The organism is Sorangiineae bacterium MSr11954, assembly GCA_037157815.1.
GTDB lineage: Bacteria > Myxococcota_A > Polyangia > Polyangiales > Polyangiaceae > Pendulispora > Pendulispora albinea.
Map to the genome: position 1 here is coordinate 1645005 of CP089984.1, position 21318 is coordinate 1666322.

Annotated in this window: 18 protein-coding genes; 6 read left to right on the forward strand and 12 right to left on the reverse strand. The window is 65.6% G+C overall.

All coding sequences use genetic code 11. The features are described from left to right. The first annotated feature begins 5 nt into the window (after positions 1-5). Positions 6-3962 (forward strand): protein kinase, encoded by a 3957-nt coding sequence (locus LZC94_06805; protein WXB16977.1) that lies wholly within the window; start codon positions 6-8, stop codon positions 3960-3962. Positions 3963-3964: 2 nt separating this feature from the next. Further along, positions 3965-6874, forward strand: a complete 2910-nt coding sequence (gene uvrA, locus LZC94_06810; protein WXB16978.1) for an excinuclease ABC subunit UvrA — start codon at positions 3965-3967, stop codon at positions 6872-6874. Positions 6875-6982: 108 nt separating this feature from the next. Here uvrA and LZC94_06815 read toward each other — a convergent pair whose 3' ends face one another. Continuing rightward, positions 6983-7555, reverse strand: a complete 573-nt coding sequence (locus tag LZC94_06815; protein WXB16979.1) for a hypothetical protein — start codon at positions 7553-7555, stop codon at positions 6983-6985. A gap of 842 nt (positions 7556-8397) precedes the next feature. Between LZC94_06815 and LZC94_06820 the strand changes: the two genes are divergently transcribed. Next, positions 8398-8568 (forward strand): hypothetical protein, encoded by a 171-nt coding sequence (locus LZC94_06820; GenBank protein ID WXB16980.1) that lies wholly within the window; start codon positions 8398-8400, stop codon positions 8566-8568. A 101-nt stretch (positions 8569-8669) separates the two neighbouring features. On the opposite strand, the gene LZC94_06825 is transcribed toward LZC94_06820, so the two are convergent. From LZC94_06825 to LZC94_06850, 6 genes are all read right to left on the reverse strand, one after another. After that, the gene (locus LZC94_06825; protein ID WXB16981.1) at positions 8670-9152 is read right to left on the reverse strand and encodes a hypothetical protein; all 483 of its coding nucleotides are present in this window, start codon (positions 9150-9152) and stop codon (positions 8670-8672) included. Positions 9153-9296: 144 nt separating this feature from the next. Beyond that, a complete protein-coding gene (locus LZC94_06830; GenBank protein WXB16982.1) occupies positions 9297-10319 on the reverse strand; it encodes a trypsin-like serine protease in 1023 nt (340 codons plus the stop codon). Positions 10320-10509: 190 nt separating this feature from the next. Next, a complete protein-coding gene (locus LZC94_06835) occupies positions 10510-11364 on the reverse strand; it encodes an ester cyclase (GenBank protein WXB16983.1) in 855 nt (284 codons plus the stop codon). After that, entirely contained in the window at positions 11282-11524 is a 243-nt protein-coding gene (locus LZC94_06840) for a hypothetical protein (protein ID WXB16984.1), read from the reverse strand. Before LZC94_06840 ends, LZC94_06835 begins: the two co-directional genes overlap by 83 nt. Before the next feature lie 450 nt (positions 11525-11974). Then, complete coding sequence (locus tag LZC94_06845; protein WXB16985.1) at positions 11975-12838, reverse strand: hypothetical protein; 864 nt, start codon at positions 12836-12838, stop codon at positions 11975-11977. A gap of 670 nt (positions 12839-13508) precedes the next feature. Beyond that, positions 13509-15017, reverse strand: a complete 1509-nt coding sequence (locus tag LZC94_06850; protein ID WXB16986.1) for a serine/threonine protein kinase — start codon at positions 15015-15017, stop codon at positions 13509-13511. An 11-nt stretch (positions 15018-15028) separates the two neighbouring features. Between LZC94_06850 and LZC94_06855 the strand changes: the two genes are divergently transcribed. Next, on the forward strand, positions 15029-15295 hold the full coding sequence (locus LZC94_06855) for a hypothetical protein (GenBank protein WXB16987.1): 267 nt from the start codon (positions 15029-15031) through the stop codon (positions 15293-15295). A gap of 171 nt (positions 15296-15466) precedes the next feature. On the opposite strand, the gene LZC94_06860 is transcribed toward LZC94_06855, so the two are convergent. Then, a complete protein-coding gene (locus tag LZC94_06860; protein WXB16988.1) occupies positions 15467-15877 on the reverse strand; it encodes a hypothetical protein in 411 nt (136 codons plus the stop codon). A 29-nt stretch (positions 15878-15906) separates the two neighbouring features. Here LZC94_06860 and LZC94_06865 point away from each other — a divergent pair, with 29 nt between their 5' ends. Beyond that, positions 15907-16830 (forward strand): DUF4919 domain-containing protein, encoded by a 924-nt coding sequence (locus tag LZC94_06865; protein WXB16989.1) that lies wholly within the window; start codon positions 15907-15909, stop codon positions 16828-16830. Here LZC94_06865 and LZC94_06870 read toward each other — a convergent pair. Next, on the reverse strand, positions 16827-17336 hold the full coding sequence (locus LZC94_06870) for a hypothetical protein (protein WXB16990.1): 510 nt from the start codon (positions 17334-17336) through the stop codon (positions 16827-16829). The genes LZC94_06865 and LZC94_06870 overlap by 4 nt on opposite strands. A gap of 512 nt (positions 17337-17848) precedes the next feature. Continuing rightward, positions 17849-18997: an acyl-CoA dehydrogenase family protein gene (locus tag LZC94_06875; protein ID WXB16991.1), complete on the reverse strand. Its 1149-nt coding sequence runs from the start codon at positions 18995-18997 to the stop codon at positions 17849-17851. Positions 18998-19502: 505 nt separating this feature from the next. Here LZC94_06875 and LZC94_06880 point away from each other — a divergent pair. Continuing rightward, a complete protein-coding gene (locus tag LZC94_06880) occupies positions 19503-19961 on the forward strand; it encodes a hypothetical protein (GenBank protein WXB16992.1) in 459 nt (152 codons plus the stop codon). A 192-nt stretch (positions 19962-20153) separates the two neighbouring features. On the opposite strand, the gene LZC94_06885 is transcribed toward LZC94_06880, so the two are convergent. Beyond that, positions 20154-20486, reverse strand: a complete 333-nt coding sequence (locus LZC94_06885; GenBank protein ID WXB16993.1) for a hypothetical protein — start codon at positions 20484-20486, stop codon at positions 20154-20156. Then, positions 20483-21313: a cytochrome c biogenesis protein gene (locus LZC94_06890; GenBank protein WXB16994.1), complete on the reverse strand. Its 831-nt coding sequence runs from the start codon at positions 21311-21313 to the stop codon at positions 20483-20485. The genes LZC94_06885 and LZC94_06890 overlap by 4 nt, the downstream gene beginning before the upstream one ends. Positions 21314-21318 lie beyond the last annotated feature (5 nt).

Sequence of the window (21318 nt, forward strand, 5' to 3'; positions counted from 1 at the left end):
CCGTCGTGATTCCGACGCCTCTTTCATCGGTCGTGGGGGAGCGGTTCGAGATCGAGCGCGAGGTCGGGCGCGGCGGCGTGGGGATCGTGTACCGCGCGTTCGATCGCGTGTCGCGCTCGTGGGTCGCCCTCAAGGTGATCGCCATCCCCGGGGTGGACGCGGGCGAAGAGGCGCGCTTCTACCGCGAGGGGCGCGTGCTCGCAGGGCTGGTGCACCCGTCCATCGTGCGGCTCGTCGCCTTTGGGCAGCTCGACGAGGGGCAGCCCTATGTGGCCATGGAGTGGCTGCAAGGCGAGGACATCTCCCAGCGGCAAAAGCGAAGCCCGCTCAGCATCGGCCAGTGTCTCGAGGTCGCCGCGCAAATCGCCGATGCGCTCTCGGCCGCGCACGCCGCGGGGATCATCCACCGCGACGTCAAGCCGTCGAACGTGATCCTGCTCGGGAGCGGCCCCGGAAAGAACGTGCCGCTGGTCGCCAAGCTCGTCGATTTCGGCGTGGCCTCGGCCGAAGACGCCAAGCTGACCCGCACCGGCGCCATCGTGGGAACCCCCGCGTACATGGCGCCCGAGCAAGCGCGCGGCGACAGCGACATCAGCGCCGCGGCAGACCTCTACGGCCTCGGCGCCACCTTGTTCGAGATGATCGCCAACCGGCCGCCGCACGTGGGCCCCACCCCGGTGGCCATCCTGGCGCGCCTGGTGACGACGCAGGCGCCGCGCCTCTCGGAGGTGGTGGCGCAGGTGCCGGTGGCGCTCGACGAGCTGATGTGGCAGCTGCTTCAAACGGTGCCGATGGATCGCCCGCAGGACGCGGAGGCGGTGGCCCGCGAGCTGCGCAAATTGGCCTCGGAGCTCGTGCTCCACAACGAGCGGGTCGAGCGCGTGGTGCCGGACGACACCGGGACGAGCACCATCACCACACCGCCCTCGAGCGGCATCTCGACCCCCTCGTTCGGCGGCTCGCGCCTGGTCACCTCGATCCTGGCGACCCACGTCCCCAAGGGCGCGCCGCGCGCGCGGCTCCTGTCGAATTTGCGGGCGCGGGGGGCCGACGCCACCGAGCTCGGGGGCGACGCGGTGGTGGCGCACCTCGGTGTGCGCAAGGCGCTGGGCGATGAAGCGGCGCGCGCGCTCGACCTGGCCATGCGCCTCTCGCGCGCCAACTCGGCGGTGGGCGTGGCCACGGGGCGCACGCGCATCGATCGCACGCGGCCCATGGGCGAGGTGGTCGACCGTGCCGCGGCGCTCGCGCGCGACGCCAAACGCGGGCAAGTACTTGCAGATACAACGACCACCGAGCTGGCGCGCGGCCGCTTCGGATTTTTGCTGCGGCCCGATGGCTCGGCCCTGGTGGGCGAGCCGGTGCCCGGCAAGTTCGAGGGCGTGGGCGGCGCACCGTTCGTCGGACGCGAGGCGGAGCTCGGGCAAGTGCTGGCCGCCTTCGAGCGCTGCGTCGATGACGCGACGCCGGTGGTGACCACCATGACCGGCGCCCCCGGCATGGGCAAGACCCGCCTGCGGCAAGAGGCGCTCTTGCGCGTGTCGTCGCACGTCTCGGGGCCGCGCGTGGTGCTCGTTCGCAGCGAGACGTTCTCCAGCACGCACGCGCTGGGCATCGCCGCCGGCATCGCACGCGGGCTCGCCGGCGTCTCCAATCGGGTGACGCAAGAAGAGGCGGCGACGGCCGTGAAGGAGCTGGTGGGCGATCACGACGGCCGCGACGGCCGCGATCTCCTCGCGCGGCTGATGGCCAACGATCCGCTCCCGGCCCTGGCCGATGCGCGCGCCGCGCGCGACGCCTTGTGGATGGCCTTCACCCAGCTGGGCATGTCGGTCGCGCGGCAAAGGCCGCTGGTGATCGGCATCGAGGACATGCAGTGGGTGGATGGCGAGAGCCTCTCGCTGCTCGATCACTTGATCGGGCGGTCGATGGGCCTACCGCTCTGGGTGTTCGCCACCACGCGCCCGGGCCTCTGGCGCGAGAACCCGGATCTCTTCGTGGGGCGCGAGCACGTCCGGGTCGAGCTGCGCCCGCTGTCGAAGAAGAGCGTGCGCACCATCGCCCGGGCGCTGCTCGGGGAGTCGGTCACCGACGCCGAAAAGACGGAGAAGGTGATCGACACCATCGTGGCGCAGGCGAGCGGCTCGCCGCTGTTCACCGAGGAGCTGGCGCGCCTCCACGCCAAGGGCCAGGACGCCACCGCCGCGCCCACCATCGAGGCCGCGATGCAGGTGCACCTCGACGCGCTGGACGACGCCGTTCGCGAGACGGCCGTGAAGCTCTCGGTCTTCGGCTTCACCGGCTGGGAGACCGGGCTCACCGCGCTCGCCGTGCCGCACGCGTCCGACAGCCTGCGCGCGCTGGCGGCCGCCGACATCGTCCGCGAGCAGGCCGTGAGCCGCTTTCACGGCACCGGCGAGTGGGCGTTCAAGCACGCCCTCATGCGCGAGGTGGCCTACGCGTCCATCGGCGAAGATCTGCTGAAGGAGCTCCACGCCCACGCCGCGAGCTGGCTCGCCAAGATGGGCGAGGACGACGCGATCGTGGCGCGGCACTTCGAGCTGGGCGGCCGCAGCGTGGAGGCCGCCGCCTACCTCGAAAAGGCCGCCGCCCGCGCGCTCGCGGCCAACGCGCTGGCCGACGCCGTCTCCATGGCCGAAAAATCGCTGGTCTTCGCCGAGGAGAAGCCGGTCGCGTTCGCGCGCGCGCAGATCCTGGACGAAGCGTGGAGCCGCCTCGATGCGCGCGCCGGCGAGCGCGACACCGCCGTGCGGGCCATGGAGGAGAACGTCTACGACGCGGCCAGCGAGATCCGCACCCGCGGCGCGCGCCTTCGGTACGAGGACGCGTGCGGCGGCGGCCAGGACACGAGCGCGCGGCTCGAGCAAGTGCGGCGCGAGGCCTGCGCCGCGGGCTTGAGCGACGAAGAGGCCCGCTCGGCGGCCGCCCTGGCCGCGCGCTACGCCTACGCGGGCGAGCTCGATCGCGCGGCGGAGGTCGCCGATCGTCTCCTGGTCATCGCACAAGAGCACGCGATCCCGGCCGCCGCCGTCGACGCATGGCAAACCTTCGCCGTGGTGGCGCAGGCGCGCGGCGAGGTGGGCGAAGCGCTCGACGCGCGAAGGTCCGCCGCGCGCGCCGCCAGCGCCGCGGGGCTGCGCACGCGCGAAGCGACCCTGACGATCAATGTCGGCTTTGCGCTCACCACCGTGGGCGCACGCGACGAGGCGCGCGCCGAAATCGAGGCCGGTATCTCGGTGGCGCAAGCCATCGGCTCCCCCGGAACGGTGCGCCACGGGCAAATGAACCTGCTGGGCTGGACCGCCACCTTTGGCGCCGATCCCAAGCTCAATCGCCTTTTGGAGGAGCCGCGATCCATTGCGGAGGGAGCGCTCACCGGGAGCTGGGTTCCCCACGACCGCGCCACCTTGGGTGTCCTCTACTACCGCGGCCTGGAGTTCCTCCGTCTGGACGACGCCACCAACGCGGGCCTTCACGCGCGCGTGCGCACGGACTACGCGGAGCACGCGCGGACCCTTTTGCGCATCGCCGCCCAGGGCTACCAGGCGACCAAGATGCTCGATGTCGTACCTGTAGCGCTCGGCTTTTTGGCGGAGGCCGAGCGCCGCTGCGGTGCGCACGCCCGAGCCTACGAGCTGGCGAAGCACGCCTCGTCCTTGGTCGAAAAGGGCTCGCCCAGCCTGCTCAACGAGACGCCTATTTTTATCGCACTTCACCGTATTTCCAGCGATTTGGGGCGGGACGATGAAGCGCGCGAGGCGATCGTGCGGGGCGTCCCGCGTCTGTTGACGCGCATGCGGGCCCTTGCGAAAACGCCATACGCTCCTAGCTATTTGCGCGAGCTGCCGACCAATGTGGAGCTGCTCCGGGTCGCCGAAGGCTTCGGCCTGGTCCCCGAGGAAATCCGCCAGGTACTCGCCACCCCGTACGACACGCCCTAATTATGTTGAAACATCGAACGAAGAGCGCCAAAGAGCCGGATTTCGTCCAGGTCATCGGTGCGCGCGAACACAACCTCAAGATCGATGAAATCGCCGTCCCCAAGCGCAAGCTGGTCGTCTTTACCGGCCCCAGTGGGTCGGGCAAATCGAGCCTCGCCTTCGACACCCTCTACGCCGAGGGCCAGCGCCGCTACATCGAGACCCTGAGCGCCTACGCCCGGCAATTTTTGGGTCAGCTGGAACGCCCCAAGGTCGATCACCTGCGCGGCCTCTCGCCCACGATTGCCATCGAGCAAAAGAGCGCCTCGTCCAATCCGCGCTCCACGGTGGGCACCATCACCGAGGTGTACGACTACCTCCGCGTCCTCTACGCCAAGCTGGGCGATCAGCACTGCCCCAAGTGCGGAAAGAAGGTCGCCGCCCAGGGCGCGCAGGCCATTACCCGCGAGATCCTGGCCCTCCCCGAGGGCACCAGCGTGACCCTGTACGCGCCGCAAGCCACCCACCGCAAAGGCGAATACCGCGAGCTCTTCGAAGACCTTCGCGCCCGCGGTTTCGTGCGCGTGCGCATCGACGGCAAAATCGAGCGCCTCGAGGACGTCACCGCGCTCGACAAAAAGAAGAAGCACTCCATCGACCTGGTGATCGACCGCATCGTGCTCAAGGCGGAAGACCGGGCGCGCATCGCCGAGGGCGTCGAGCTCGGGCTCCGCGAAGGAAAAGGGGAGCTCCGCGTCGACACCGGCAAAGGCGAGGTCCTCTTCAGCGAATCGCGTTCGTGCTGCGGCATCGCCTTCCCCGAGCTCTCGCCGCAGAGCTTCTCCTTCAACTCGCCCCTCGGCATGTGCCCCTCGTGCAACGGCTTGGGCATGCGCGACGAGGTCGACCCGGCGCTCATCATCCCGGACCCCTCGCTCTCGATCCGCGACGGCGCCATCGCCCCGTGGGCCACGGCCATGGCGCGCGGGGAGGGCTGGACCGCGCGCATCATCAACGGCGTGGCCAAGGCCTTCGGCGTCAACCTCGACATCCCGTGGAAGAAGATCCCCAAGGCCAAGCAACACGCCATCCTCTACGGGGGAGGCGAGGAGCGCATCGCCATCCGCTGGGGCAAGGAGGGCTCCACCAGCCACGGCACCTGGGCGATGAAGTACGAGGGCGTCGTCCCCAACATCGAGCGCAAGTTCCGCGAGACGGCCTCCGACTCCGCGCGCGAGCTGTACCGCCGCTACTTGCGTGAGCGCCCTTGCGATGCGTGCGGCGGCAAGCGGCTGCGGCCCGAGAGCCTGTTCGTTTTGGTGGCCGGCAAGGGCATCACGGAGATCACGGAGAAGACGATCGCGGAGGTCGCGGCGCACTTCGAGTCGATGGTGCTCCCGCCCTCGGATCGGCAGATCAGCGCGGGCGCGCTGCTCGAGATCCGCAGCCGTCTGCGCTTCTTGCTCGACGTGGGGCTGGACTACATCACCTTGGATCGCAAAGCGACCACCTTGAGCGGCGGCGAGGCGCAGCGCATTCGCCTGGCGAGCCAGCTGGGGAGCGAGCTATCCGGCGTCATGTACGTGCTCGACGAGCCGAGCATCGGGCTGCACGCGCGCGACAATTCGCATTTGATCGCGACCTTGCACCGCTTGCGCGATCTGGGCAACAGCGTCATTGTCGTGGAGCACGACGCCGAGACGATCATGGCCTCGGATCACGTGGTCGACTTCGGCCCCGGCGCGGGCCTCCTGGGCGGCAGCGTGACCTTCAGCGGGACCCCGGACGAGCTGATGGCGAGCGAGAGCCTCACGGGCTTGTACCTCTCGGGCAAGCGCCGCATCGAGGTCCCCAAGGATCGGCGCACACCGCGCGCATGGCTGGAGGTCAAGGGCGCACGCGAGCACAACCTGCGCGGAATCGACGTGAAAATTCCGGTGGGCGTGCTCACGGCGGTCACGGGGGTGAGCGGCGCGGGCAAGAGCTCGCTCGTGAACGGCATTTTGCTACCGGCGCTGGCGCACGCGCTCCACGACAGCGCCGATCCCATCGGCGCGCACGAGGCGATCCTGGGCTTGGACGCCTTCGACAAAGTGATCGCCATCGATCAAAAGCCGATCGGGCGGACCCCGCGCTCCAACCCCGGCACGTACACCAAGGCGTTCGACATGATCCGCGAGATCTTCGCCGAGCTGCCCGACGCTCGCGCGCGCGGCTATGGCGCCGGGCGATTCAGCTTCAATGTAAAGGGCGGGCGCTGCGAGTCCTGCGGCGGCGACGGCATGGTCAAAGTGGAGATGCACTTTTTGGCCGACGTCTATGTGCCGTGCTCGGCCTGCGACACGAAGCGCTACAACGCGGAGACGTTGCAAGTGCGATTCAAGGGAAAGTCGATCCACGACGTCCTCGAGTCGAGCATCGAAGAGTGCCGCGAGCACTTCCAGGCGTTTCCCGCGCTGACGCGCGTGCTCGACAAATTGGTCGAGGTGGGGCTCGGGTATATGAAGCTCGGGCAACAGGCGACCACGTTGAGCGGCGGCGAGGCGCAGCGCGTGAAGTTGAGCCGCGAGCTCGGCAAAGTGCAGACCGGGCGCACGCTCTACGTGCTGGACGAGCCGACCACGGGGCTCCATTTCGACGATATTCAGAAGCTCTTGGCCGTGTTGCAGCGGCTCGTCGATGCGGGGAACACGGTGGTCGTGATCGAGCACAATCTGGACGTCATCAAGTGCGCGGATTGGCTGATCGACCTCGGGCCGGAAGGCGGGGCTCGGGGGGGGACGTTGCTCGCCGAGGGAACGCCGGAGGCGGTCGCGCGGGTGGCGGCGTCGTATACGGGGCGGTACTTGGCGCCGTTGCTCGAGACGCGCAAGGCGCGCGTGAAAAGGGCGGTGCGGGCGGAGAATGGCGCGCCGGTGGCGGGCGAGGCGTAAAAGCGCGCGGCGCGAGGCGTGGGGGGCGTGGGCGCGCGGGGTGGGATGCAGATATCGCCGCCCAAGCCCGAGGGGCATTCGCTCGTGTTCGAGGTCGCTCGTACCGACTCAGCGCGACGATGGCCGCTCGTGGCGTGCGCGGCTCAGCATGATCTGAATCATTGCGTACAAACCGAATCCCACATCGACGATGGCGCAGGCGGCCGCGTACCAAGCAGGAACCATCGTTGCCGGTTGGTAGTGCCACGTGTCCCAAAGTAGACCGTGGGCGAAGATGCCTCCGACGGTAAACCACGGCGAGTACCGCAGGCCGAGCACGGCGAGGGTAGCAAACAGCGCCAAGCCGAGAAACTCGACGGGCAGTCCAGAAAGCTGTCCGCTTTGGACGCCACTCGCCAGGTACACGAGCGGCATTCCGGAGAGGAACATTGCAAGGAGGATCTGTTCGGCTCGCGACCAGCGCAGACCATGGATTCGAAGAATCGTGATGAGCGCGACGACGATTCCAGCGGATGCAATGGCAAGGTACGCCGGGTCCGTAAAATGGGACCAAGCCGAATCCGGCAGAAGAACGAGAGCCGCTACACCTTGCCCGTAGAGGCACACGAAGGCAAAAGCATCGCACGCCCGCGCATACCGTGGCGCCCCCGCCGATGCGCTCGTCCGAAGGTCTTCCGCCATCGCCGCGCGTGAGCGTAGCAGCGACTTGGAGGCTGGAACATGACCACGAAAATGGAACTCACCGTGGAAGCCGTTCGAGCACCTCCTTGCGCAGCTCGGCGACCCCCTCGTCACTCGGATCTACCTCGCGGCCGGATCGGGATCCCCACGGGCGCGGGATTGGCACTTACCTCGCGGCCGGATCGGGATCCCCCACGGGCGCGGGATTGGCATTTGCGTCGCGGCCGGATGGGGGTCCCCGCGGGCGCGGGATTGGCATTTACGTCGCGGCCGGATCGGATCCCCACACGCCGCCGTTCGCAGCCTGCGGCATGCTGGACCGGGCGCAACCACCGGATCTGGTCGAGAAGGCTGGGAGCGCGCTGGGATCGGATCTCGGCGCGCTCGGCGGCCGGTTGCCATAGGGCTACCGGGCGAGTCCCTCGCCGCCGTTGCTCGAGGCCGCAAGGCGCGGGCGAGGGGCAAAGGGGCAGTGCGGACGCAAAATGGGGCGCCGGTGGCAGGGGAAGGCGCGGCGTTGGTCGCCCTGGCGCGCGTTGACCAAAGCGATGGAATCGAATCGCAGGTCCGGTCAATGAACGCGAGGAGGTCCAGCTCGAACGAACGAATTTCGTTTTCGTCCGAAATGGGTCTTGAGGCAAAATAGTAATTATTTCGAATGGTTACGTCGCTGGTGCGCTCGCTGCGCCCGGCGGCTCGATGCCACGAAACGGCTGGCACGGAGCGTGTAATAGACCTTTTCGAACGACGCGACACGGTGAAGAGCCGAGCGCACGTTCCCCAAAGTTTACCGTCCCAAAAAGACGCCCCCCCAACGAACGCCAACAACCAGGAGAATTCCTATGAAGAACACCACCGACATCATGAAGCTCGTCAAGGACGAAAAAGGCGCGACGACGGTCGAGTACGGACTGCTCCTCGTTGCGATCCTCCTGATCGTCGCGGGCGCGTTCAAGGCGCTCGGCGCTGCGGTTGCCGCGGGCGCGACGAAGGCTGCTGCCGCCGTCAAGTAGTACGCTCCGACGCACGCCGCCTTTGCGGCGCTCGTGAAAGCTCGCAGGTAGGTCCAATGGGCCGGAAGGGTTTTTCCCTTCCGGCCTTTTTCCATTTCAAACTAGCGAGCTTGAAGCCAATCCGTTGCCCGAGCCACTAAATGTCGATCCCGCATCGTCGCGAATACGCGCGCATCTCGCTCGGCCGTTTCGGGGTCGACGAAGTATGCGGCATCGACGCGGGTACAGCTCTCGTTCTCGTTGCCCGACCATTCCAGCACGGCCCATTGCAGGGGTAGCCCGGCCATGAGCTGATGATCCCAGGGATACGCGAAGTGCCGGGAGGGGACCTCTTTGTGCGCGACGGCGTTCAGCAAATTACGCAGCTCATCGTCGAGCACTCCGCCGCGTTCGCGGTTCTTGAAGTCCGCAAAACATCTCGCATCATCGGCTGCCGTCTGCCGATGGACGAAATAGGCGACATCATGTCGAGGCGACACGGCAATTGGCCCGCCGCATTTGCGTGCCAAGTGGTCGCACTCCACGACGATCCATCGAATTTGCGGTTGGAATAGAGCATGATCGAACTCCAATGCAGCGAACATGCGTACCTCGCTGAGCTGGTGACGAGGGCAGAGCTCCGCCGCCGTAAATCCCCCGCCTGTTGAACTTCGCAATCACGGCGGCCATAGGGTGCGTTCGTTCTATGAGACCGTTCGCACGTGGGCGCAACGGCGACCGTTCATGTGTTACGGCCGATCGTCGAGGGCCGTTTCGTCCGTGCCGTCTGTGCCGTCCGCACAGTCACGCGCCCAGCGCGGCGCCCGATAGTGGCCCGCGCGCGCCGCCTCACGTGCGGCGCGGGCGATCCATTCGCGGTGCGGATGCAGGGCGATGCCCACGCTATGCACGGGAAAGCCCTTCTCGGTCCGGAGGGAAATGGTGGAGACACCGACGACGGTGGGCCGCGTGTCGAACGATTCGTTCAAGAGCACGCCCGATCCCGAATCCCCTCCGAGGAGGCCGGCGCCAAAGGCGATCATCCCGTCGCGAATCTGGAGGGAGAGCGTCTGCCCGTCGAACGGATAACGAAGCTCGCATGGCGCTTTTGCGCACGTGAAGCTCATATCGCGCTGATATCGCCGCAGCAATCCGCCCAGGTCCGTCGGTGCGACCGCCCCACGCCCCACGACCGCCAGCTTACCATCGCGCGGCGGCGACGTGCCCAGGTCGTGCCGGAGATCGACCCACGCGGGCTCGACGTCCCAAATGTCGTGGTCGAGCTGAAGGAGCGCGAGATCATCGGTACACCCGAAGTTGCCCGCGGGCTCGATGATCTTTTCCACTTTGATCCAAGTGGGTTGATCGACGATCGTGGAGTGGGTCGTCGTAATGCGAATTCCGTCTTCGGGGAACCACATGGCGCCGAGCCCGTAGCTGCAGTCGAAGGGGGTGGGCGGCGGCGGCTCAAGCTTTCGAAACGCGTGGCGCGCGGTCAGCACCAGGTTGGGCGCCACCAATGTGCCGCTCGCTCGGATATTGAATCCGCCCGGTACGCCCAGCCCGGGGCCGGCGCAGGAGCCGATCTCGCCATATTTCGGATCGGTATTCAACCTTCCGGCACACACCCCAACGTCGAAGGGGTGATCGGTATCGATGGGCGCATTGTAGAGCGGGCTCGTCTGAACCGCGGTGCCCTCACCCGCGCCATCGCTGCAGCCTGCTGCGCCGAGAGCGGCGGCAAAGAACACGAGTAGCGATTTTCCTAGCATTGTTTGCATGGTTTCTGTCATTCGTCGTTTGCCGCGGGATCGCCAAGCTCGATTTGACGAGTCGCGCGAACGGCGTGACCGTTCGCGGTCTTTGGCGCCCGACCCGCCGGCGCCGGCTCGCAGAGGGCGCGAGCGCGAGCGCCGCCACCACCGCGGCGCAGCCCACGCTCTTTGCCTCCATTCGCATCCGTCAAAACGGATTCCAGGCGAGCGCCTTGATGGCCTCGTGGTACGTGCGGCTCGAGCGCACACGCGCGCCACAGGTCAATCGGATCTCGTATTCGCCGTGGCGGATGGCCCGGAGCTCCCCGATGCGTGCCGTGCGTACAATGGCCGACCGATGAACGCGAATGAACGCCGCGGGGTCGAGCGCCTTTTCGAGGGTGCCGATGGGCGCGTGCAAGAGGTGCACGGTGGGGCCGACATGGATATGGACGTAGTTTTCGGCCGCCTCGATCCAGTCGATCGCATCCACGTCAACGAAGGTGACGCGGCCGGCGGCGGCGCGGATGGCGATACGGCGCATGCCGCCGGCGCCCGTTTTCGAGGTCGGCAGGGGCGCGGCCGGCGGCGGTGGCGGTGGCCGCGAGAATGGGCGGAGTTCTTCGCCGAGCTGCTTTTTGAGCGCATCGATATCGCCGAGCAGTCGAATCTTCGTGATCCGTTGCTCATCCATCGAAAAAAACGCGCTCCCGGGCCAATGGAGTTTGCGACCGGTCGGCGGCACGCCGAGAAAGACGCCACGATGAACCGCGGTGAGCGTCACCTTCACCGCCGCGCGCTCCGCCGTGGCGACCATTTCGTCAATGGTGCACGCGCACTCGCCGAGCACCGTGTGAATGGCGCGCATGTACGCGAAAAAGCTCTCATGGCCCGTGCGCGGCGCCCCGCGCGAGGCCTGAAAGACAACGTCGGTATGCAAGATCGCGCGGGCCGCATCTTCATCGGCCGCGTTCCATGCCTCATAAAAGCGCTCGACCAGCCTCCGCGCGGACGACGTCACCCGGAGCTCTTGCCAGCTCGTTATCACATTTACTGCCGTCATCACTCGCCGCCAGCGCAAACTTTACGACGATGCCGGTGGCGTGCAACGCCAAATGTGTTTTCATCGCGCCGATCTGTGGCGTGATTTGCTGCGCGGCGGCAGCTGCACCCGCGACGTTCCACGCCAATTCGAGGTTCTTGGATCGATCGAAGGCGATCACGGTCGTGTTCGTACCGGGGCTCGAGCATGGGTCCCGAGTGCCCGCGGGATTGCCGATACGGACACAAAGCATCCTCGACGATTCAAAGTCGCCGCCCGCTCGTGCGTCAGCTTCGCGGGGCTGCCATCATCGGCGGGTCCGTCAGCTAGGCAGCGGACGTTCAAACGTCCGCGCGGACGATGGACGATCGTCCGCTCAGACTTCTATTTCTACGCGTTCGCCTGGCGAATGGGGCTGATAGTTCTTTCCGCATCGTCCAGCGCAGCCAACATCATCGTCGTGCTCGAGCAGCCCGCGAATGCCCAGCGCCGCGCGCCTGGCCGGGGAGGAGAGGCAGGGCGGCAGGGCGTGGAGCTAGCTTGGCGTTTGGAACGACGAGCAGCTCCAGCGGCCCACGGAGAGATGATATTTGGTGCGCCGGCGCGTTTATGCGCTCGATGCGCTACATCGTCACGTGGTGATGCACACCACGCCGGCGGCGGCGCGTGCCACCTTGAGGTCGATGACGTCGAGCACGGTGATTTGGAGCGCCGCCGCGTCGATGCGCGCGCCGCCCTCGCTCTTCTCTTGGGCGTTGATGACGATTTTGGCGATGCCGAGATCGATTGTCTGGTTCGGCTCCTGGGTGACCAAGATGGGTCGGCCGTTGACGCTCAGGTTGAGGATCTTCACCCCCGCGGACGAGTGGGCTCGGTTTTTGGCGTCGCACCACGCTCGCGCGTCCTCCTCCACGACATCGGCGCGGATGCCCAATTCGAGCAGACCGCCCTTGCCGAAGAGTTGATTCACGGTGTCCGACACGCCCAGATCGCTCAAGAGCTGACGCAGGTCGATGCTCACCGTTCCACCATGTCCGCTATCGCCGAGCACATCGCCGAGCAGGCCGCCCGAGTACCCGCCGAAGAGGGCCGCGTTGGCGACCGACGCCCGCGAGAGCGTGCCCCACCTCGTGCTCTTGGTCGACGCGTTGGCGACGCCCGCCTTGAGCAGATCACCCAAATTCGCCGTCACGAGGCTCTCCGCCAAGTCTCCGCCTGCGGAGGGAAGCGGAGTGGTGTCGGAGACGAAGAGGTTCTCGGCGTAATCGGCGAGCCCATTGGGCTTACCAATTTTGAGTGTCGCGGCAATGGCGCGGCCCGAATGAGCCGACGCCGATGAGAAATCCCCGGTTGCGCTGGGATCTTGTGTGATTTGATCGCCTTGCAGCTCGTCGCTCGAGGAGCTCCCCGAGTCCCCCGAAGCACAACCCGCGACCCCGAATGACATGGCAAAGAGCCCGAGAATACCCGCACGAACGAAATTCGATTTCATCATGGTTCCCCCTCACATTCGACGCGCGCTTCTACAGTCGCGCGTTTCGCTCATTCTGATGTAAGGTGAGTAAATGTCGCGTCGCCCGATGCGTTCGAATCGCGCGTGAGCTGCCTTTATCGATATTGGGCCATAACCGGCGACGTGGCTCGATGTTGCGCCGTCACCAACGCTTCTTATGGTCCTTTCCCCCTACCTGGCGGCATCGGCCGCGACGAGACGCTTCACGTCGCGCTCGAAGAAGGCCGTCTCTGGGCTCCCCGTCATCGCGTAATCGGAGCCACGCGAACCCCGGCCCCCACGATCGGGAACGTATCCCATCTTCGATGGATGTAATTGGTCATTTGGCGAGGGCGCTGAGGGCGAAAGCCGTCCATACCCTCAGCGGTCACCGCGCCAATTCCGAACTTCGACACCCTGCGCTCGTCCGCACCGCGCCCCAGGAAACGGCGGCCACCATCGCCGCCGACGAGCAGGACGCCAACAAAAACAACAGCACCTGGAGCGTTTTTTCAAGTGTCCCCGCTGCGCCCCGGTCAACCATGGTCCGGCCTCGGCCGCGATCACGATGGCGTCCGATGCACCAGCGGCATCCCGGGCGTCACGCACCATGCCCCCGAGAAGCGCGTGCAGTTTGCGTTTTTTCAATCTAAGACCGAAGACTGATTCGAATTTATTTTTCGGGGTGTTCTTGCGGTCCAGGTCGAAGCACCGGCGACGCGCTGGGTAGCATCTTCAGCGTGGGGATTCCTGGACCCGAATCGGCAGCTTCTGGGCGGGCCCGCTCAAGGTTCGACGGTTCGTCCCACCGAGAAGAATCTCGCTCGGCCGGAGATTCCGCTGCTTTGGGCCTGGCCTTGCGAAAGCGGACTTCAGGGTCTCTGGTAAATGCAGGCCAGTCATGAATCAGCCGGTACCAGGTATTGTCGTACCCCCCGTCCACGCCCCCTTTGGGACCCTGCCCGAAGATGCTCACGCTTGCGCAGCTTCCTGCGACGAGCAGGCTCACACCGACGAGAACCCATGCAAACGTGCTCGAGGCTCGCACGGCGACGACCGCGCCACCGCGCTTTGGTGCCGGCGCGGTCGGAGCCGGTGTCGCGCGTAGCACTGGCGTCGTGTAATCGATCCGGCACGTCCTCTGATACGGAAGCTGCGTTTCGTGCGGTACCCGTACGGTCGAATCCGCGAGCCACTGGAGCGCATCGAGATCGTGCGGCGTGACGCTGCCCCGCTCCACCTCGGAAACGAGCTTTCGCCGTGCGACGAGCGCGGTCCCCAGGGTGTTTTCCACCCATTGGCCGACTTTCATCGATGACGGCAAATCCATGCATTCATCGATGTCCTCCGCCATGTGACGGGCGGTGGCGTACCGCTCGTTCACATTTGCTGCGAGCGCCTTCAGCACGATCCGATCGACCTCCGGCGGTACGTCGGGGTTGATGGCTGATGGAGGCGGAAAGTCGGATGTCAAGATCGCCTGAAAGAGGGCGAGCTCGTGCTCCTGGCAGAACAAACGCCGGCATGTGAGCGTCTCCCAGAGCACGACACCCGCCGAGTAGATGTCGGATTGCCGGGTCACCGAGCCTGCGATTTGATCGGGTGCCATATAAGGGATCTTCCCTTTGAGCTGACCCTGGCTCGTACTTTCTTGAATGCGCCTCGAGGCTTTGGCCACACCAAAGTCGACCACGCGCGCGACACCATCGGCGCCAATGAGCACGTTTTGAGGTGACATATCACGATGGACGATGTCCAGCGGACGCCCGAGCTCGTCCGTGGCCTCGTGGGCAGCATGCAGTCCGTTGAGCATCCCCAGGGTCAGGGAAAGGGTGATGGGAATGGGAATCAATTGATTCCGGCGCGCGGACGCACGAAGCAGCGCCGCCAACGAGTCGCCCTGCACGTATTCGAGAACGAGAAAGATTTCCCCGTTCTGCTCGACGACGTCGAGGGTCGGCACCACGTTGGGGTGCTGTACCCGTGCCACCAAACGTGCCTCGTCGATGAAACTCGAAACGAATTTGGGATCACGCGCAAAATGAGCGTGAAGGCGTTTGATCGCGACCGTGCGTCCAAATCCGGCCGCACCATGCGCGCGCCCCAAATACACGGTGGCCATGCCGCCGGACGCGAGCTCGACGAGGAGCGAATAGCGGCCAACTTGGAGCGGCTCCCGCATCGGTCGTCATTATGTTCAATGCAGCACCCGGACGCAAAACGTTCAATGGTCGCCAGCATCGCGTGTTTATCGTTGGCAGAGCTGCGCTCGATGTGCACCGGCCAGCACGCCGGCCGAAAGCGGTTGAAGCGTCACTCGAAAACGAGCCAAGTGCCCATGCAAGTGCCCATGGGGGAAGCGGCACGAAGCGGGTCGGCTTCTTCCGCATTCATGGTGCGCGGTTCGTCGCGTTTCTGGCCGAATACATCCTCGGCCAAATCGTGTCGTGTGTCGTGTAAAGGATGGTGTCCAGCTCGAAACGCCTGAGCTCGCGCGCGTGATTCGATCGCGGCGCCGCCTACGGGCGAAATCGCGCTTGGGGTTGCGCTGTATGCCGGTTGCTCTGTTTTGGAGTGGGATATCGAGCCGGGTATCGCGCCCGCAGCGGTATCGGCGGCGTATCACCCAATCTACTTCGACGAGGATGCGTCAATGCCACGCTGTATACGATCCGTATGATGAACAACGGCAAAGTTACGCAATGTTTCGATGGATTCCAGCACCTCTCGAACGATACGGGCGGCTAAAAGATTTATTTCGATAGCATTTCCCAACAGGTAGTGCGGCCGCGTACCCGCGGTTCGAGTGGCACCTTCCAGTTTTGCAGCAATTACCACGCGGGCGTCCGGACGTCTCAGGCGCCGCTCGTCGTAGGCCAAGCGTCGGGGTTTGAAAACGGCGAGCCGGCCAATCGATCTGGCCCGTAGACCAGGTGGCGCGCGGCGGATCGCGAAACGCTCGCCGCCGATGAGGGACGTATGTTGCCCTCGTCTGCAGGCGAAGAATCGCGTTGGTGGCCAGGCCGACATCGATTGAATCATGGACTCGCGATAAAGGGAGATCGGATGAGTTGCAATATCGTGTTTTGCGATGTCGTAAGGTGACTGATCGTACGCGTGGCCATGGTGGTTGCCGGGTAGTGAATGTGGGCGCTCTTTTTTGCCTGCAGGCACCGTTTGCGCGACGCATACTTGGTCGGGCGTCGCCGCAATCGGCGGCGTTCGTGTGCGCGGAGAGAACCATGCGCCTCCACCTCGTTCATCCGTTGTGCTTTATTTTGCTCGTCCATTGCGATGCTGCGAAATCGCATGCTCCCCGAGCCGAGAACGGGGTGCCTCCTCCGGCCGCGGCGGTATCCGTTGCGCCTGGCGCCGTCGCGACGGGGCCATCCGCGTTGGCAATTCGGGGGACGACGTATGAGACGTACGAGGAAAGGGTGGCCCGTATTCGCGCGGGTGATCGCAACGTGGACTTCAGGGAGCTTCGCGTCGCATATCTGAGGAGCGCGAGCTATCCGAAGAGCAAGCGGGACGTGGACGAGCTGTCGGTGCTCGAGAAGGAGATGCTCGCGGCCGTGAAGAAAGGCGACGCGGAGACCATCATCGCTCGATGCGATGCATTCATCGAACGGGACTTCATCGACCTCGGCGCGCATCGGCTGTTGAAACATGCTCACAAGCAGCTCGGCCACCGCGACTTGGCCGAGTTTCATCGGTTCGTCGAGCTCGGCCTGCTGTCGTCGATCACGGCAGGGCACGATGGCAAGAGCCCAGCCACGGCTTGGCACGTCGTCAGGATCAAGGAGGAGTACTTCATTCTTCGTATGCTCGGCGCGGAGCCTCAGCTACAGCGCCTTCAGTTCATCGACGGTCATAACTACGACGTCATGGAGACGATCGACGAAAAAACGAAGCAGAACGCGACCTACTACTTCAATATCGATATTCACATCGAGGCTCTCGCCGGAAGACTCTCTCCCGGCACGAACCTCTAAGGCCCCCACGCCGCCTCCAGCGCAATACCCCGCTGGAGGCTCCCCGCGTCGGGGTTCGAGGCTGGAAATGTCAGGCTCTTGATGGGCGCAATGAAGCACAAAATGGCGTTTGCAGCCACGTCCGCACCCGGCGCCACCTTCACCTGCAACCCCGTCAGGTTCCCGTCGGCTCCAATCAACGCCACCACCCGCGCGGCTCCGCGTACGAGCTTGCGCTGCGGAACCAAATCCGACGCACAGCGCTGAAGCGCATCGGCCACTGTATTGGTCGCCCGCTCGGCAAGATCGCGCGATAGCCCACGCCCCTCGGCCAGTGCGACGCTGGCGAGCGGGCGGCGTGCGACGAACTCATATCCGTCTTTCGGCGCCTGCGGCGCAGGCGCATCGTGCGGATCCACGCCGCGCACGTCGCGCGATTCGGCCACCACATCGCGCGCGCTCCCGCCGCAGCCCGCCGCCATCATCATCGTCGCCGCCGCCGCGGTCATCGTCATCGCCGCGGCCATCGCGGAAGCCCCTGAACCCGCAGAACACGAGGCGCCCGTGCGTACGCGGAACAACCGTGCGAGCGCCAAACCCCCAGCTCGAGCCGAAGAAAGACGCATCGCACGGAAGAACGCACACCCCACTGATGCGACACGTGCCGCCGGTTCTACGCGTGCCGCCGGTTCTACGCGCACCGCCGATGCGACGCGTGCCGCCGGTTCGACGCGTGCCGCCGATGCGACGCGCCCCGCCGATGCGACGCGAGCCGCCGATGCGACGCGAGCCGCCGATGCGACACGCCCCACCGATGCGACGCGTGCCGCCGGTTCGACGCGCCCCGCTGATTCGGCGCGCCCCACCGGTTCGACGCGTGCCGCCGATGCGACGCGCCCCGCTGATTTGACGCGTGCCGCCGGTTCGACGCGCCCCGCTGGTTCGACGCGCCCCACCGATGCGACGCGCCCCGTCGGTTCGACGCGCCCCACCGATGCGACGCGTGCCGCCGATGCGACGCGTGCCGCCGATGCGGCCATCAACCGCCGCCGAGTGCGTGACGGGCGATGATGATGCGCTGGATTTGGCTCGTGCCCTCGTAGATTTGAAGGACCTTCGCGTCGCGCATCAGTTTTTCGACGGGGTAATCCTTTACGTAGCCGTTGCCGCCGAAGATTTGGACGGCGTCGAGCGCGCATTGCATGGCGGCGTCGGCGCCGAAGGCCTTGGCGTAGCTGGAGACGATGGGGTTGCGGATGCCCTTGTCGAGGTTCCAGGCTCCCTTGCGCACGAGGAGGCTCGTCGCCTCGATGCGGATGGCCATCTCCGCGATCATGGCTTGCACCATCTGGTGTTGCGCGATGGGCACGCCGAAGGTCTTGCGCTCTTTGGCGTAAGCGACGCTTTCGTCCAGGCAGCGGCGCATCAGGCCGACGGCGATGGCACCGATGTCGGGGCGCGTCTGGTTGAAGGTCTCCATCGCCAGCTTGAAGCCGTGGCCGGGGGCCGCCAGCACTTGCGCGGCCGGCACCCGCACGTCTTCGAGCACCACCTGGCAGGTGTCGCTCGCGCGCTGACCCATCTTGTCCTCGTGCTTGCCGATGCTCAGCCCCGGCGCGTCGCGGTGGACGATGAAGGCGCCGATGCCCTTGTGGCGCAGGTCGGGGTTCTCCGTGGCGAAGATGGTGTAGAAGCTCGCGAGCGATGCGTTGGTGATCCAGCACTTGGTGCCATTGAGGACATAGCCGCCGGCCGAGTCCTTCACCGCGCGCGTCTGGATCCCGGCGACGTCGCTCCCTGCGGCCGGCTCCGTGGTGGCGTAGCTGGCCAAGATTTGTTCGGAGGCGAGCCAGCCGAGGTACTTCTTCTTCTGCTCCTCCGTGCCGCCAAGCTTGATGGGCGTGAGGGCGAGGGTGTTCGCCGTCATGCTCGTCTGGATGCCCGTGCACGCGTACGCGAGCTCCTCGGTGATGAACGAGGAGTCCACGTCGGAGAGACCCTGTCCGCCGTACTCGCTCGGAAGCGTCGGGTTGACCAGCCCGATCTTCCACGCCTCCTCGAAGATGGGACGTGGGAAGTGCGCTTCGCGATCACACTCGGCTACAACCGGGATGATGCGCTCGCGGGCAAAACGACGCGCGGTGTCAATCAGGGCGCGCTGTTCTTCGGTCAGCTCGAAATCGATCATGCTTCGCTCCTCCGTCTCGTGTCGCTCGTGTCGCTCGTGTCGCTCGTGTCGCTCGTGTCGCTCGTGTCGCTCGTGTCGTCGTCGTGGTGACGTCGTCGTCGTGGTGCGTGGGGCTCGCGCTTCTTTCGACTTCCTTCGCGTTCTTTCGTGGTTACTCGCGTGCGCGTTGGCGTCGGCGTTCCATGTCTGCGCGGGCTGCGCGTACGCCGAACATGTACCCGAGCACGATTCCGATGAGGAGAACGCCGGGGATGAAAATGAGGTGGTCAGGGGTCATGAAATTTTTGTCTCATGTCTGGAACGATGTGCGCCTGGTTGCAACGGATGTACGCGTGGTCCAAGAGAGGGCCACGTTAGAAGGTTTGCGCTCCGGCCGGTCGTGGGCTTCGGTCAGGCGTTCCGATTTGCACGCGCACTTTAAGACCACTGGGAGGCGTCACTTCGGAAATGGCTGAATTCACGTAAATGTCATCTTGGATCGTTTCTCGCAGTTCCTTGGACTGCGATGTCCGAAGGCCACTTCGACTCTGTCGACTTGCTCCCACCTACTCTCACTGCCACCGCCCTCGCCGAGGAACTGGCGGAGTATGAGGCCGCTCTCGCGGCCGTCCACTTCGACGGTCATTTCGACGAAGTACCGAGCTACGAGCCTTTCGATTCCCAACCGGTCCTTTCGGAGCCCGTCAGCTCCCGAGCGACCTTGCCGTTCCCGCCCGCTACGACTGCGAGCAGCGCGACGTCCGGCACCTTCGACATCGGCGGCTTTACCTCGCATGTGGACCTCGTGAGCGCGGCGGGGTTCTTGGCCGAGGAAGAGGACGAAGAGGTCCCTCCGACCATGCGGTCGCCGTCCAGCACGCACCTCATCACGGTGAGCGAGCGCCCTGTTCGGGTCACCATGGAGGAATCCCCGGGCTCGGGGCGTCAGTCGACCGAGATCCTGACCACCGTCAAGGTCGCCTGAGCCGACGAGCTCGCCGATCGGAGCCGCACAACCGCCGACAACGTTCACAGGAGGGGGGGAAGGCGGGAAGATTTCTCGGGGTTTCCCGTAACTTCCCGCCTCGAGGAACTCTCTCTCTTCCCGTCTTCCCACCTTCCTGTGGGTTTCATCTTCCGTCGACGCGCGACGTCGGCGATGCCCCGGCCGCTGCTTCTACGACGCCGTAGAGCCTGCGGCCGGTTTCGATTTGGCCTTCAGATTGGCGGCCGCCTTGTCGAGGACGCGGTCCAAGTCGTCGAGGCGTGCATTCAGCGACGCCTGCTTTCGCCAGAGCAGCAGAAGCCATCCCATGAGGATGACCCAGAGCACCGTGTAGGCCTCCACGAGCAGCGTTTCGCCGCTGCGCGTTTCGCCGCCGCCATCGACGGCTTGAAACTGCGTGCCGTGCGTGTCGGCTGTGTCTTTTGCGCCCGCGCTGGGGGCCGAGCTGTGGTCCGAGGTGGGTGCGTTCGGAGCGCCCTGCGCGCTCTGGGATTGCTCGATCATGCTTCGGTCCTGGCAGCCGGTTTCTCAGAAGATTCGGAAGAAGACGCGGAGGAAGAGGCCGCGTTCGACGTGTGGGCGTATGGTTCGGCGTCGGCATCGTCACGATCGTCGAGGCCGAGATCGATGGCGTCTTCCTCGCAGCGGGCGAGGCGATTTTTGGCGACTTCGAGTCGGACCCTTGCCCACAAAAGGGCAATCGCAAACAGGGTGAAGGCGAGAAAGCTCAACATGAGCGCGAGCTTCATGTTCGGATCGGCCAGCCCGCCGCCCTTGCCCGTGATGACCGCCGGGTGCTGCCCGCTCCACTTCTGCACGCTGAAGTGGATGATCGGCAAATTGGCCGCGCCAAGGATGCCGAGAGCGGCTGCAAACCGGCGCTCGCCTTCGCCGTCGCCCGTGAAGGCGCGAAGGACCAAGTATGCGACATAAATAAGCACGGAGAGCAGCGACGTCGTGAGCCGCGGGTCCCACGTCCAGTAGTAGCCCCACGCCTTGGCCGCCCAGAGCGGGCCGGTGGTCAGCACGATGGCGCCGAAGACGACCGCGAGCTCCGCGCCCGCGCGCGCGAGGGCGTCGCGTCCGTCGGTGGGGCGAATGAGATAGGCCGCCGAGCCGAGGAAGCAGGCGAAGGCGCCGATGTACATCGAGTAGGCGCTGGGGACGTGGAAGTAGAAGATCTTCTGCACGATGCCCATGGTCTTCTCGACCGGCGCGCGCATGAACACGACGTGGATGGTCGCGATGAAGAGGAGCGTGGCCACGCCCACCAGCGCGAGAAAGACGACGTTGGCGCCGCCTTGGTTACGCGATCTTCGAGCTGCCGACATCGGAA

What these genes read in the sequence shown, in the direction of transcription:
- LZC94_06885 (WXB16993.1), bottom strand. Translation starts at nt 20,486, where the DNA reads ATGATCGAGCAATCCCAGAGCGCGCAGGGCGCTCCGAACGCACCCACC.
- uvrA (WXB16978.1), top strand. Translation starts at nt 3,965, where the DNA reads ATGTTGAAACATCGAACGAAGAGCGCCAAAGAGCCGGATTTCGTCCAG.
- LZC94_06830 (WXB16982.1), bottom strand. Translation starts at nt 10,319, where the DNA reads ATGCTAGGAAAATCGCTACTCGTGTTCTTTGCCGCCGCTCTCGGCGCA.
- LZC94_06845 (WXB16985.1), bottom strand. Translation starts at nt 12,838, where the DNA reads ATGATGAAATCGAATTTCGTTCGTGCGGGTATTCTCGGGCTCTTTGCC.
- LZC94_06825 (WXB16981.1), bottom strand. Translation starts at nt 9,152, where the DNA reads ATGTTCGCTGCATTGGAGTTCGATCATGCTCTATTCCAACCGCAAATT.
- LZC94_06820 (WXB16980.1), top strand. Translation starts at nt 8,398, where the DNA reads ATGAAGAACACCACCGACATCATGAAGCTCGTCAAGGACGAAAAAGGC.
- LZC94_06875 (WXB16991.1), bottom strand. Translation starts at nt 18,997, where the DNA reads ATGATCGATTTCGAGCTGACCGAAGAACAGCGCGCCCTGATTGACACC.
- LZC94_06855 (WXB16987.1), top strand. Translation starts at nt 15,029, where the DNA reads ATGTTCAATGCAGCACCCGGACGCAAAACGTTCAATGGTCGCCAGCAT.
- LZC94_06870 (WXB16990.1), bottom strand. Translation starts at nt 17,336, where the DNA reads ATGGCCGCGGCGATGACGATGACCGCGGCGGCGGCGACGATGATGATG.
- LZC94_06815 (WXB16979.1), bottom strand. Translation starts at nt 7,555, where the DNA reads ATGGCGGAAGACCTTCGGACGAGCGCATCGGCGGGGGCGCCACGGTAT.
- LZC94_06890 (WXB16994.1), bottom strand. Translation starts at nt 21,313, where the DNA reads ATGTCGGCAGCTCGAAGATCGCGTAACCAAGGCGGCGCCAACGTCGTC.
- LZC94_06860 (WXB16988.1), bottom strand. Translation starts at nt 15,877, where the DNA reads ATGATTCAATCGATGTCGGCCTGGCCACCAACGCGATTCTTCGCCTGC.
- LZC94_06835 (WXB16983.1), bottom strand. Translation starts at nt 11,364, where the DNA reads ATGACGGCAGTAAATGTGATAACGAGCTGGCAAGAGCTCCGGGTGACG.
- LZC94_06850 (WXB16986.1), bottom strand. Translation starts at nt 15,017, where the DNA reads ATGCGGGAGCCGCTCCAAGTTGGCCGCTATTCGCTCCTCGTCGAGCTC.
- LZC94_06880 (WXB16992.1), top strand. Translation starts at nt 19,503, where the DNA reads ATGTCCGAAGGCCACTTCGACTCTGTCGACTTGCTCCCACCTACTCTC.